Genomic DNA, 12,023 nt, shown 5'->3' with positions numbered 1-12,023 from the left:
GCCGCGTGTCACTGCCGACGAGCATCCGAGCCGGCGCTTGGAAGATTCTCAACGGATTCTTGGAGCCGTGGCCGGAACCGCACTCTGGTTCCATGGCGGGGCGCCAGCATGATGGAGCGGCGCACGATGCGCTCGGGCAGGTCGTCGACGGCACTGAAGTCGCCCTCGCGCAACAGTAGGTGCACCACGGTGACCAGCTCTCGAATCGAAAAAGCCGCTCCCAGACAACGTTTCACGCCACCACCGAACGGCACCCAGGCGTAGGTTTGCGGGTGCACCCCGAGGAATCGGTCGGGCCGGAACTCGTTGGGATGGTCATAGACATCGGGATTGCGGTTGATGGCGATGATGTGGACGACGATGCGCGTCCCGGCATCCACGAGGTAGTCGCCGATGCGAAATGGTTGGGCGGCAACGCGTGCCGTGACTGGCGCGGGCGGCCGTATCCGCAACGTCTCGTTGATCACCGCCGTGGTGAACGCGTCCGCACCGCTGACGGCTTCGTCTCGCACTCGCCGCAGCGCCTCGGGATGGTGCAGCAAGAGATCGAATACCCAGGCCAGCGTGGTCGCGGTGGTTTCGTGGCCGGCCAGCATCAAGGTGATCAAATCGTCGCGAATCTCGTTGTCGGACAATCCTTTACCATCCTCGCCGCGCGCGCACATCAGCAATGCCAGGATGTCGCGTTGCTCGGTCAAGCTCGGGTCGTCGCGCCGTCGGGCGATCAGCGGCATGACGACGTCGTCGATCTCCCGAAAGGCCCGGGCCCGCGATGGCCACACGCGTAATGTGCCCAAGCGCCGAAGTGCGTAGCGAACCGTCAACTGCTCCGAGACACCGAGGTTCAGCAGACGTTCGAACGGCCGGCCCAATCGCCGCACCTCGTCGGGATCGCGCACACCGAAAACCACCTTGACGATCACGTCCAGCATCAGCGCCCGCGCCGCCGGCAGCAGCGCGAACGGACGGTCGACGGGCCAACTGCGCATAGCCGCGCGGGTGGAGTCTTCGATGATCGGCACGTAACCGTTGAGGGCGGCTCCATGTAACGGGGGTGTCAGGAGTTTGCGGCGCCGCAGATGCTCCGGCTCCTCCTGCACAAACATCGACCCGGACCCGTAGATCGCCGCCGCGGGGCCCACGCCCTCGCCGCCGAGCAGGACGTCGGCGGGAGCGGTGAAAACCTCTTTCACCAGCGCCGGATCGGACACGATCGCGACGTCTCCCAAGGTGAGGATCGGCATCGTCATGATCGGGCCGTAGCGGCGGATCAGCCGCAGCATCCGGCGTTCCCCGCCCACCAGATAGGCAACCGCATACGCCGCCGCACAAGCCGTACGAAACGGGCGCGGGGCCGGCAGCCCCGGTGGCCGGCGGTTCACGTCCGGTGGGCCGGCCAAATCACGCTCCGAATCGGGCTCCAAATCTGGTGAAGCAGCCACGCCCACGACACAACACGGCGCCGCCGGCCAGGTCAAGACCGGCCGAGCCGGTCACACACAGTCGGCGCACACCGGAAGCTCGCCGGCCGAACTGCGCAACCGGCTGCGGTGCTGCACCAGGAAACAACGTGAGCATGTGAATTCGTCGGCACGCTGGGGAATCACCGCTACCGATAGTTCTTCACCGGAAAGATCCGCACCCGGCAGTTCGAAGAATGGCGCCTCGTTCGGATCGTCGTCGGCGACGGCAGTGGACAATTTGGGCAGGACTGGTGTCAGTTCGCGCAGAACCGAACCGTCCGCGGTCTCGGCGTCGGACACACGGCGTGCATCGTAATCGCTAGCGGTCGGCATGGTGCGTTCCTTCCTGCGCAGTGACCGGGTTTCACCTGCTGTGGTCACCCCGTGGCAGAGTCAATACCCCATTCGGATATCGGCCACACCTGTCAACAGAAAGAAATTGCCGACGCTTGCAAGGCGCGTCGATCGATAGTCAACTCTCCAAAGAGGCCGACTCAGCGGGCCGGGATTTCCATCCCGTGCCAGCCGTTGGGCATGGTTTGGGGCTCCCCGGATCCATAAGCCGGGATTCGGCTGCGTGAGACTGCCAGCCCGAACCAGGGCGACATGACGGCCACCACCAGGATCACCGCGGCCACCACCTCATGCCCAGTTGCCAGCAGCACCAGGCCGGCGACGAGTCCGACTGCCCAGATGCCCGCGGCCACCAAACCGGGCACGTTGGCGCCGCGCTCGCCGGCCATCGACCGCGGCGTGCGGCCAGCACAAACGGCGCTACTTTCGGTGTCAAGCATGGTCAACTCCCCAGCTATATCGGTGTGGCCACCACCATAGCCTATGGAAACTATTTCCACATCGTCTAATCTGTAATCGTTCTGCCGGATGGCTGTGAGGTCGCTGCCAATGACTACCCAGCGTCCTGTGGCCCTCAAACCGGGTGGCCGGCCACATACCGGGGTATCACTGGTCGGTGAGTGATACCGCCTTGCTGGTCATCGACATGTTCAACGACTACCGCCATCCCGACGCCGAACAGCTGGCGACCAACGTCGCGGCCATCATCGATCCGCTCGTGGGGCTGGTGGGCGACGCCGAACACAACCGCGGCGTCGATCTGATCTATGTCAACGACAACCACGGCGACTTCACCGCCGACCATCGTGCCATCATTTCGGCCGCGCTGGATGGCGAGCGTCCTGACCTGGTCAAACCGCTGGTGCCGAAGGCCGGCTGCCGAATCATCACCAAGGTGCGCCACAGCGTGTTCTATGCCACCGCACTGGAGTATCTGCTGGATCGGCTGAAGACCCGGCGCATCGTGCTTGCCGGTCAAGTCACTGAGCAGTGCATCCTCTATAGCGCGCTCGACGGCTACCTGCGCCACTACGACGTCGTGGTCCCGGCCGATGCCGTCGCGCACATCGACGAGGAGCTCGGCGCCGCCGCGCTGAAGATGATGGAACGCAACATGAGCGCCACGTTGCTGCCCGCGGAGCGCTGTCTGCGGTGAGCGTTTGCGATCGGCCCAACCGGGGAATGCGGGCGCTCTAGCTTAGCTATTAGCCGAGAGGTAACCAGATGACACGACGTCAGTCCGAGAAAACCGAGTCCGACGTGGAGTTCGACCCACATGTCGCCAAGTCGCGAGCCGGCCGCGACGCCGAGGGCAGCTACGTCGGACGCGGCTCCGCCGACGACGACTTCGGCAGCGGAGAAACCGGCGCGGAGGCGCGCAGTCAAGAGGAGTGACCCGTCGGGGCTGTAGAAGCTGCTGGGCAACGATGTCCTCTTGCGCGGCCTTGGCCGCCTGCGCATACCGTGGCTCTGTTTTCGGCACTGCCGTGTCGAGTGTGCAATGACGGCTTTGAGAGTGTACGGAGGGCGGTAACCGCCCGCGATCGGCCGCCGTGACGGCACGGTCGGCGGCACCACCGCACAGTCGTACCCGCCAGCCGCCGACCCACCCGCACCGGCACGCGGTTTCCATCTGCCCACACCGGTACGCAGCCCCACGACCACTGTGAGCGACAAAATCGGTGCGGCGTCACACCAAAGTTGTCGCTATGAGGTGGGCAAACTGAGCACCGCCTAGGCCTGGGCCCGATGTGAACGATGTGATTGCGGCGGGCGCAGGGACCCGCGTTGACTAGAGCAACACCGTTTTCGAGGCCCGGTCCAGGTCCACCAGCAGCGCCCGATGATCCGAGATCGGCATCAGCTCGGCCGCCGCCGCGCCGGCACGAAGACCGGGATCGTCGGTCAGGATGTGGTCGAGTTGCCGGTCGGGGGCGGACGCCGGAAACGTCGCGGCCGTTGCCAACGGCCGCATCCGCGACCATCGGCGCACCGCGGCCGGAGTCAGGTTGAGGTCCCCGGTCAGCAGCCGCGGTCCGGGGAAGCCGCGCACGTCGTGAACCAGGCGGCGTAGCTGCCACCGGTTCCAGCCGGGCACGAACGACAAGTGGGTATTGGCCACCGTGATCGGCCCCAAGGGCGTATGCAGGCGAGCGATGACGGCCGCCCGCGGCTCCTCGTCAACGATCATCACCTTGTCCGGCCCGGGCAGATACATCGGGAAGCGCGCCGGAATGCGGGGCAATCGCACCACCTGCCAGCTGGCCGCAGGAAAGCGCGACAGCAGCGCGATGCCGTACGCCGCGGTCCCAGGTTGTTCATCGCCGGTTGCGGCCATCCACGTCGCACCGGGCGTGCCCGAGATCGCGGCCACAAACCGATGCGCCACCGCGCCCATGGCTTCGGCGGCCGCCGCGGTGAGGTCGGCCCGGCCCGATCGCGGCTGGTCGCAGTCCACTTCCTGCAACGCCAACACGTCGGGGTCGAGACGGCGCACGCAGTCGCACAACCGCTGCACCGCCACCCCGTCGCCGACCGTGCGGCCGTGCAGGATGTTGAAGGTCGCCACCCGCATGGCTACCGGTCGGCTAACGGCATGGCCGCGGCTCGGGCGCCTTTGCCCGGTGCCGCGGCCCGCAATGTTGTCGCCCGGCCAGGCGCCCTAGTTCGGCAAGGTCCCGCTCGGCGTGGCTTTGTCGGATGTAGATGGTCAGGTCGGCGACCCGCTGCGCATGGCGACCGTCCTCACACAGCGGTCCCGGCCCCAGGGCGCGGCCAGTCCGGGTGATGGCCTCGTCAACCGCGTGTTCCACGATGGCGCGGGCACGACGAGCCAGCAATTGCGCGGTGTCGGACCGGTCAAACGGATCACTGTCGATCCGCTCCGCGGCGCTGGCCAGGACCGCTTCTCCGGCGGCGAGCGCGGCGTCGACCGCGCCGAGATGCGCCAGCGCGTAGGCGTCGGCCGACTGGCTTCCGGCGCAGCGGTACAAGGGGTCGGCGACCCGGCGGGCGCCGCCCAGCCAGCACGCCGCCACTCCGATCGCGGCGTGCCAGAAACCGGGCCGGTTCGGGTAGGCGTCGGGTTCCCCCACCGCCATCGCATGGACGTTGCTGAACTGCACCGATCGGGTGTCGCTGCCGGCCATCCCGGGGTTCCACCAGGTGCTCGGCAAGGGTTTGACGACGGGGTCGGTGACGGTCACCGCGAACAGGCCCCGCTTGCCATCGTCCAGCACCGCGGTAACCAGCGCGTGCGTGCAGAACCCGGCGCCCGAACACCACAGCTTAATGCCGTTGAGGACATATTCGTCGCCGGCGATGCGGCTGGCCCGCAGCACCGCGTCGGCGGACTCGGCCACCCACACGCCCCACAGCTGACCTGGTTGCGGCGGCTTACCGCCCAACTCGTTGAGAATGGCGCCGGCGTCGACATGGGCTTCGGCGATGCGGGCCGCCGCGATGTCCTCCTCGGCCAACTGCGCCAGGCGCTGCCAGCGTTCGGCGGTGCGCCCCGAGGCCGGCAGCGGCAAGTCCAGCCGCCCCGACTCCAGCCAATGCTCCACCAGCCCAGCCGTCACGGGCGCACCCGCCCGTCGCGAACGAAAGTCACCACCGCGGCCCGTGCGTAGCAACTCGGCGCTATGGGTGACATACGTTGCTGATACCCGATTTCGGCGGGTGATTAAACGGCTGCCCGATAGTCCCCGGCAGTCACGGTCGGCCGGGTTGCCGACGACTCCGGCAGGGTATGCACTACCCACAATGACTGAGCCCACCAGCCGCACCGGCGGTGCCGAGTACCCGGGGCTGCGGGAATCGTTACGCCACGCCGCGTCAGCCCTCAAGGAACACGGGCCGCACTTCGCGTTGGCCGGCAGCTACGCGTTATGGGCTTATGGCGCACCGGAACCCAGTCACGACGTCGACATCGTGGTCGCCGAGGCCGACGTGGCGGCTGCGGCCGCCACGCTCGCCGACGCCGGTTTCTGTATCGAACGCCCACCGGAAGACTGGCTGCTCAAGGCGCGCAACGGCGAGTGGGTTGTCGACGTGCTACACCGGGTCAACGGTGAGCCGGTGCGGCCGGCGGACCTCGACGGCGCCGAAGAGCGTGTGGTGCTTGCCATTTCGATGCCGGTTTTGCCGCCCACGACGGTCTTCACCCAGAAGTTGCGCGCCATGACCGAACATCACTGCAACTTCGCCGACCTGATACCGGCCGCCCGCGCGGTGCGCGAACAGCTGGACTGGGACCACCTCGAGAAGGCCACCGACGACAACGATTTCGCGGCCGCATTCCTGATGCTGGCCGGCCGGCTCGGCCTACGCGGCTGAGAGCGTCACGTCTGCCCGCCGCCACTGGCGCCCAGCGTCCGCTGCATGTCCGGCTTCATCGCCGCCAGCTGGGCTCCCCAGTAGCCCCAGCTGTGCACGCCGTTGTTGTCGAGGTTGAACACGGCGTTGTGGCCGCCGGCAGCGGTATAGGCATCTTTGAACGCGAAATTGCTTTGCAGCACCACCTGTTCGATGACCTGTCCCGGGATACTGCCCTGGCCGATTTCGGAGGGGGTGCCATTACCGCTGTAGACCCACAGCCGGGTGTTGTTGGCGGCCAATCGTCCGGCCTGCACGGTGGGGTCGTTGCGCTGCCACCCGGGACCGCCCGTCGGTCCCCACATATCTTGCGGGTTGAACCCGCCTTCGTTGTTCATCGCCAATCCGATCAGCGTCGGGCCGTTTCCGCTGGACGGCGTCATATAGGCCGACAGCGAGGCGGCATAGGCGAACTGCTGCGGGTGATAGGCCGCCAAGATCATCGCCGACGACCCGGACATCGAGACGCCGACCACGGCGTTGCGGGTCGACCGCACCCCCCTGCTCGCCAGGTAAGCGGGCAATTCGCTGGTCAAGAAGGTTTCCCACTTGTAGGTCTGGCCGTTGGCCGATCCGTACCAGTCGGAGTAGAAGCTGGACCGCCCGCCGACCGGCGCCACCACCGATATGCCGGAACCCGCATATTCGTCGAAGGCGTTGGTCTCGATGTCCCAGCCGCTGCGGTCGTCGCGGGCGCGCAGGCCGTCGAGCAGATAAACGGCCGGGGCTCCGCCGGATTGGAACTCCACGGTGATGTTGTGGCCCATGCCCGCCGACGGCACTTGCAGAAACTCCGGCGCGGCCGCCCGCGCCTTCGGTTCGCCCCCGACCACACCCACCAGCCACGGCAGCGCGGCGGCCGTGACTGCGGCGACGGTTAATCGACGCTTCCAACGATTGTCCCGATTGTTCTGGGTGCCCATTCCCGGCTCCTTTCATCGCAGGATTGGTGTTCGCTCGCTCAGGTGCCGGGCCAAGCCGCGCCCTACCGACCAAACCGGGTTGCGGGTACCCCGGCCCGCAGGGTTTCAACCGCCGGAAGTGACGACGGCCGGGTCGATTCGGGGCCGATCCGAGGCGCCGAAAAATTCAGGGTTTGGGTATGCGGATGGGTGGGCACTTCCTGCGGCATGAATGCCTCTCGTATTGTCCGTCTCGTCGGTCCCGCGGCAGCCGCCGCAGGGGTCCTCAGCGCTACCGTCCTGCCGGCTACTGCCATCCCCACCGCCTCCGCCCAATCGTGCCCCGACGTCGAGGTGGTGTTCGCCCGCGGCACCGGCGAACCACCCGGTGTCGGCCCTACCGGACAGGCCTTCGTCGACGGCCTGCGCTCCCGTCTGGTCGCCCGCTCGATGGGCGTCTACGCGGTCAACTACCCCGCCAGCGACCAGTGGGACACCGGCGTCGACGGCGTCCGCGACGCCGGCGCACACGTCGTCTCCACCGCCGGCAGCTGCCCCAACACCAAAATGGTGCTCGGCGGTTACTCTCAGGGCGCGGCGGTGATGGGCTTCGTCACGTCCCCGGCGGTGCCGGACGGCGTCGACCCGGCGACCGTGCCCAAACCGCTGGCACCCGACGTCGCCAACCACGTCGCCGCCGTCGTGCTGTTCGGACCACCCAACGTTCGGGCCATGAACTTCCTCGGTGAGCCGCCGGTCACCATCGGCCCGGCCTACCAGGGCAAGACCATCAAGGTCTGCGCCCCCGAAGACCCGGTGTGCTCCGACGGCATGAACTTCGCCGCGCACAACACCTACGCCGACGACGGCGGCATGATCGGCAAGGGCGTCGACTTCGCCGCCAGCCGCCTGGGCGCAGGTCCCGGCGGACCCATGACCGTCGCGTCTCCGGGCGGCGGCTTCGGCAACTGACTCACGGCTGCCCGTTCCACCCGGTGACGCGGTGGGTGCGCCCAATGTGCCCCATCACCCCACAGCACCCACCGCGTCACACCGCGTCCCCCGACGGCGAGATGATCTGGCGTACCAGCCATTTCGCGTCATCGCGGATTAGCCGGCGCGCCAGTTCCGCCAGGATCCGCGGATGCCACGCGGCGCCGGCCAGCTGGCTGAGGTGGTCGAGAGCCACATCCACCCTGGCCAGTGCGCGGTGCATCCGGGAACTGCCGGCGCCAACCGGTTCCGGCAGCATCGTGGTAACCCGCACCCCGCTCTGGCCCAACTCGCCTTGCAGCGTCTGGGCGAAGTCTCTGAGAAAAGCCGCGCTGGCCCGGTACAGCGCCACATAGTGGTCCGAGTGATCCCAGCGAGCCGGGTGGGGCGATGCGGCTCTGGCCGGCGACACGGTCAAGATGATGCCGCCGCGGCCGTGCACAACCATCTCCTCGGCCAGCAGCCGAGCCAGTCTCATGGTCTGCCCGATGCCGGCCACCATCTCCTGCAGCACGTTTTCCAAGCTGTCGTCGGGGTCATAGCCGTCGACCGGTGAGTTCAGCGCGGCCGCCACCACGGGTTGCCGCGCCGCCCGCACCCGCCGGTACAACATGTCGGGCCGCTCGGCGAGCCGCGCGTCGACCTGGATCGGCTGAACGTTGGTGCCCAGACCGCTGAGAGCGTCCGCCGCCGTGTGGATCTCATCGACGGAGTCGACGACGATGAGGTCGTATCCGCGCCGGGCGAACTGGCTCGCAAAGGCGAAACCCACGCCGCTGCTGGCACCGGTGACCAGGGCCAACCCGCCGGGCGAGTTTTCGCCGCGCTGGTGCGGTCTTCGGTCACGCCAGTGTGGGTCACTACTGTGTGCGGCCGGGCGAATGGGTATGACCCTGTTATCAGTCAATGACACGTCCTCCACGCTTGCCGGTCCCGAGCGCCGGCATCCCCCAGCCCAGGTCCTACCCGGTGAAACCGCGGTTAAACATCGGTTCAGAACCCCCGCGGCGTGCCGTTTCCCAGATACCTCAGCCCGGCGGCGCGGATTCCTGCTGGATCCAGCAGGTTTCTGGTGTCCAGGACGACGGCCGCGGGCGCCTCCCGGGCAATGGAATACCAGTCCAGATCGCGAAATTGCGGCCACTCGGTGAGTACCAGGATGCCGTCGGCCGCCTTGGCGGCCCGGTAAGGTTCGTCGACGGCGGTGACCTCGGCCCGTTGCAGGATCACCGGGTCGATGTTGGCCAGCTGCGGGTCGTAAGCCATCACCTGTGCGCCCGCCCGGGCCAGCTCGGCGCACGCTGTCAACGCGGGAGAATCCCGGGTGTCGCTGGTCCTGGCCTTGAAGGTCAATCCGAGTGCGGTGATCCGGCAGCCGGACAACGGACGGCCCAGCGCGCGGCGCAGGGCGCCGGCAATCCGGTCGGCCTGCACGGCGTTGGTGACCCGGGCCGCCTCGACTTCGGCCAAGGACACGCCGTGACCGCGTGCGGTGTGCACCAGCGCCGCGGTGTCCTTGGGCAGACATGAGCCCCCCCACCCGGGGCCCGGCCGCAGGAATTCGGCTCCGATCCGGGGGTCGGCGCCCATGCAGCCGGTGACGTCCTCGATATCGGCGCCGACCCGAGTGCACAGCGCCGCCAGCGAGTTCGCGTAGGAAAGTTTCACCGCCAGAAAGGCGTTGCTGGCGTACTTGGCCAGCTCGGCGCTCTCCGGCGTCATCCGCAACACCGGCTCGGTCTCCGGGCCGTATGTCTCCCGAACACGTTGCGCCGCAACGTCGTCCAGGGTGCCGATGACCAGCCGGTCCGGATTCCGGAAATCGTGCACGGCATGTCCCTCGCGCAAGAACTCCGGTGTCGATACGACTCGAATACCGGTGCCGCGCAGTCGATTAGCCACTGTCGAGGTAGTCCCGACGGGCACCGTCGACTTCAGCGCGACGATGGCGCCGCATCGAAGGACAGCTGCGAGCCGGTCGACCACCGAGTGCACCGCGCCCAGATCCGCCTGTCCGTCGCCAGCGCTTGGCGTCGGTGCGCAGACGAAGACGACGTCGCGGTCGGCCAATACTTCGAAACTCGCGCTGAAGCTCAACAACCGACGAGAAAGCCCGGCCCGCAGTAACTTCGGCAATTCGGGTTCGTCGATCACCGGTGTTCCTGCCGAGAGTTTCCGCACCTTGTCGTCGTCGATGTCGACGGCGATCGTGGGTAACCCGCGTGCGGCCATGCAGACCGCGGTGGTCAGACCGACGTAGCCGACCCCGACCACGCCGACTCGCGGCGGGGCACTCATGCGGCCGCCTTCAGCAGTCGCCGGCCGGCCTCGAGCACCGTGGCCACATCGATGCGCAACAGCCCCGGGTCGGGCATGTCACCGTGCGGATCGCCGAGGCCGCCGGCCCACAGCGCGACGTGCGGCGCGGGTCCACGCGGACCCCAGCGGGCTGGAGCGGTGGGCCCGAAGAGCACCACGGACGCGGTGCCGGTCGCGGCGGCCAGGTGCCCGACGCCGGTGTCGCCGCAGATCACCAGCCGGCTGTCGGCGACCAGCGCGGCCAGCCTCGGCAGGTCCAGCGCCCCGGCCAGGACGGCGTTCGACGGCAGGCCCGCGCGCCGGGCGACGTCGTGCGCCAGGTCGGATTCGCCGGCCGATCCGGTGACCACGACGGGGTGACCGTCGCCGGCCAGTGCCGCGGCCACGGCCGCGAAGCGCCCCGCCGGCCACCGTCTCGCCGCCGCCGAGGCCCCCGGATGGATCACCACCGCACCGGTGGGGCCGTGTCTGATCGGTGGCCGCTGGACGGTCACATCGCTTGGCTCACAAGCGATTCCAGCCCATTGCAGCAGCGAGCACCAGCGGTCCACCTCGTGCGCGCCGCGTCGCCAGGGCGGTCCCGCCAGCTCGGGATGACGACGGTGCCGATGGGTGATCACCGCCTCGGGTCGCCATCTCAGGAGGTGGTCGATGCTTTCCGGCCCGCTGCCGTGCAGATTGACCGCCAGCGCGGGCGGTTTCGGCAACGGACGCACATCCCCCAGGCCCGCCGTCGGCAACACGTCGTCGACGGCACCGGTAAGCAGCGCCAGGTCCCGATAGCCGTCGGGCGCCGCGAGGGTGATCCGGGCGCCGGGATAGTGCCGGCGCAGCCCGCGCAGCGCGGGCACCGCCGTCAGCAGGTCTCCGAGGCCGAGGGCCCGCAGCACCACGACCGTGGCGCCCGGCGACGCTACGGCCACGAGGACTCCGTGGATGAGCAGACCACGAGCTCGCGCACTTCACACCCGGGTGGCTGGGATAACGCGAAAACCACCGTCGCCGCGACGTCTTCGGGTTTGTTGAGCTTGGCGTCGGCCGGCGGCTTGTACTGTTCGGTGCGGCCGTCGAAGAACGGCGTGTACATGCCGCCGGGAATCAGCAGCGTCACCCCGACCTGCCCGGCCAGTTCGGCCGCCAAGGCCCGGGTGAACCCGACGACACCGAACTTGGAGGCGCAGTAGGCGGTGGCGTCACTGACCGCTTTGATGCCCAGGGTGGAGGCACAGGTGACGATGCGGCCGTGGCTGGCCCTGACGTAGGGAAGTGTGGCGCGGACGACGGCCGCGGTGCCGACCAGGTTGACCGCGATCACCTGTTCCCACTCCTTGGCGGGTACCTGCCCGAGGGTGCCGCAGGAGTCGATGCCGGCCGCGGTGAACACCCCGGCGATCCGGCCGCCCACCCGGTCGGCCAGTGACTCGACGGCCGCCGCGACCGCGCCGGTGTCGGCCAGGTCGGCGGCCGCGTACGGCACGTCGGCCGCCGGGGGTTTCTTGTCGATGACCAGCGGCGTGCCGCCGCGACGAGCCACCGCGGCGACGGTGGCCGCGCCCAGTCCGGAGGAACCTCCCGAGATCAGCACGGCTCCAAGGGGATTCGTCACGTCGGTCAT

General features: G+C 68.3%; 13 protein-coding genes and 1 pseudogene. 4 read left to right on the top strand and 10 right to left on the bottom strand.

All coding sequences use genetic code 11. From position 1 onward, the window contains the following. Positions 1-8: 8 nt before the first annotated feature. From BST40_RS11070 to BST40_RS33205, 3 genes and pseudogenes are all read right to left on the bottom strand, one after another. The gene (locus BST40_RS11070; protein WP_089025096.1) at positions 9-1,478 is read right to left on the bottom strand and encodes a cytochrome P450; all 1,470 of its coding nucleotides are present in this window, start codon (positions 1,476-1,478) and stop codon (positions 9-11) included. 15 nt (positions 1,479-1,493) lie between these two features. Next, positions 1,494-1,796: a DUF4193 domain-containing protein gene (locus BST40_RS11065; RefSeq protein WP_075547887.1), complete on the bottom strand. Its 303-nt coding sequence runs from the start codon at positions 1,794-1,796 to the stop codon at positions 1,494-1,496. Positions 1,797-2,059: 263 nt separating this feature from the next. Then, a pseudogene (locus tag BST40_RS33205) lies at positions 2,060-2,185 on the bottom strand (hypothetical protein); the annotation flags it as partial. Positions 2,186-2,433: 248 nt separating this feature from the next. Here BST40_RS33205 and BST40_RS11055 point away from each other — a divergent pair. Both BST40_RS11055 and BST40_RS30775 read left to right on the top strand, forming a co-directional pair. Further along, positions 2,434-2,973: a cysteine hydrolase family protein gene (locus tag BST40_RS11055; protein ID WP_075547831.1), complete on the top strand. Its 540-nt coding sequence runs from the start codon at positions 2,434-2,436 to the stop codon at positions 2,971-2,973. 68 nt (positions 2,974-3,041) lie between these two features. Next, positions 3,042-3,212: a hypothetical protein gene (locus BST40_RS30775; RefSeq protein ID WP_089025095.1), complete on the top strand. Its 171-nt coding sequence runs from the start codon at positions 3,042-3,044 to the stop codon at positions 3,210-3,212. A 397-nt stretch (positions 3,213-3,609) separates the two neighbouring features. Here the strand turns inward: BST40_RS30775 and BST40_RS11050 are convergent, their stop codons facing one another. Further along, positions 3,610-4,392: an endonuclease/exonuclease/phosphatase family protein gene (locus BST40_RS11050; protein ID WP_075547830.1), complete on the bottom strand. Its 783-nt coding sequence runs from the start codon at positions 4,390-4,392 to the stop codon at positions 3,610-3,612. A gap of 13 nt (positions 4,393-4,405) precedes the next feature. Continuing rightward, entirely contained in the window at positions 4,406-5,398 is a 993-nt protein-coding gene (locus BST40_RS11045; RefSeq protein ID WP_075547829.1) for an acyl-CoA dehydrogenase family protein, read from the bottom strand. Positions 5,399-5,582: 184 nt separating this feature from the next. Here BST40_RS11045 and BST40_RS11040 point away from each other — a divergent pair, with 184 nt between their 5' ends. Beyond that, on the top strand, positions 5,583-6,155 hold the full coding sequence (locus BST40_RS11040) for a hypothetical protein (protein ID WP_075547828.1): 573 nt from the start codon (positions 5,583-5,585) through the stop codon (positions 6,153-6,155). A 5-nt stretch (positions 6,156-6,160) separates the two neighbouring features. Here BST40_RS11040 and BST40_RS11035 read toward each other — a convergent pair whose 3' ends face one another. Continuing rightward, positions 6,161-7,117, bottom strand: a complete 957-nt coding sequence (locus BST40_RS11035; RefSeq protein WP_075547827.1) for an esterase family protein — start codon at positions 7,115-7,117, stop codon at positions 6,161-6,163. A gap of 189 nt (positions 7,118-7,306) precedes the next feature. Between BST40_RS11035 and BST40_RS11030 the strand changes: the two genes are divergently transcribed. Beyond that, on the top strand, positions 7,307-8,068 hold the full coding sequence (locus BST40_RS11030) for a cutinase family protein (protein WP_075547886.1): 762 nt from the start codon (positions 7,307-7,309) through the stop codon (positions 8,066-8,068). Positions 8,069-8,144: 76 nt separating this feature from the next. Here the strand turns inward: BST40_RS11030 and BST40_RS11025 are convergent, their stop codons facing one another. From BST40_RS11025 to BST40_RS11010, 4 genes are all read right to left on the bottom strand, one after another. Then, a complete protein-coding gene (locus BST40_RS11025) occupies positions 8,145-8,996 on the bottom strand; it encodes an SDR family NAD(P)-dependent oxidoreductase (RefSeq protein ID WP_158006357.1) in 852 nt (283 codons plus the stop codon). An 86-nt stretch (positions 8,997-9,082) separates the two neighbouring features. After that, on the bottom strand, positions 9,083-10,387 hold the full coding sequence (locus BST40_RS11020) for a UDP-glucose dehydrogenase family protein (protein WP_083154249.1): 1,305 nt from the start codon (positions 10,385-10,387) through the stop codon (positions 9,083-9,085). Next, complete coding sequence (locus tag BST40_RS11015; protein WP_075547824.1) at positions 10,384-11,331, bottom strand: glycosyltransferase family 9 protein; 948 nt, start codon at positions 11,329-11,331, stop codon at positions 10,384-10,386. The genes BST40_RS11020 and BST40_RS11015 overlap by 4 nt, the downstream gene beginning before the upstream one ends. Further along, positions 11,322-12,023, bottom strand: coding sequence for an SDR family oxidoreductase (locus BST40_RS11010; RefSeq protein ID WP_075547823.1), 702 nt, complete (start codon positions 12,021-12,023; stop codon positions 11,322-11,324). Before BST40_RS11010 ends, BST40_RS11015 begins: the two co-directional genes overlap by 10 nt.

It is taken from the genome of Mycobacterium persicum (assembly GCF_002086675.1).
Classification (GTDB): domain Bacteria; phylum Actinomycetota; class Actinomycetes; order Mycobacteriales; family Mycobacteriaceae; genus Mycobacterium; species Mycobacterium persicum.
This window is presented reverse-complemented; position numbering and strand designations above follow the sequence as displayed.

Coding starts and splice junctions, on each gene's coding strand:
- BST40_RS11065 (WP_075547887.1), bottom strand. CDS start 1,796: ATGCCGACCGCTAGCGATTACGATGCACGCCGTGTGTCCGACGCCGAG.
- BST40_RS30775 (WP_089025095.1), top strand. CDS start 3,042: ATGACACGACGTCAGTCCGAGAAAACCGAGTCCGACGTGGAGTTCGAC.
- BST40_RS11050 (WP_075547830.1), bottom strand. CDS start 4,392: ATGCGGGTGGCGACCTTCAACATCCTGCACGGCCGCACGGTCGGCGAC.
- BST40_RS11040 (WP_075547828.1), top strand. CDS start 5,583: ATGACTGAGCCCACCAGCCGCACCGGCGGTGCCGAGTACCCGGGGCTG.
- BST40_RS11035 (WP_075547827.1), bottom strand. CDS start 7,117: ATGGGCACCCAGAACAATCGGGACAATCGTTGGAAGCGTCGATTAACC.
- BST40_RS11020 (WP_083154249.1), bottom strand. CDS start 10,387: ATGAGTGCCCCGCCGCGAGTCGGCGTGGTCGGGGTCGGCTACGTCGGT.
- BST40_RS11010 (WP_075547823.1), bottom strand. CDS start 12,023: ATGACCGACGTGACGAATCCCCTTGGAGCCGTGCTGATCTCGGGAGGT.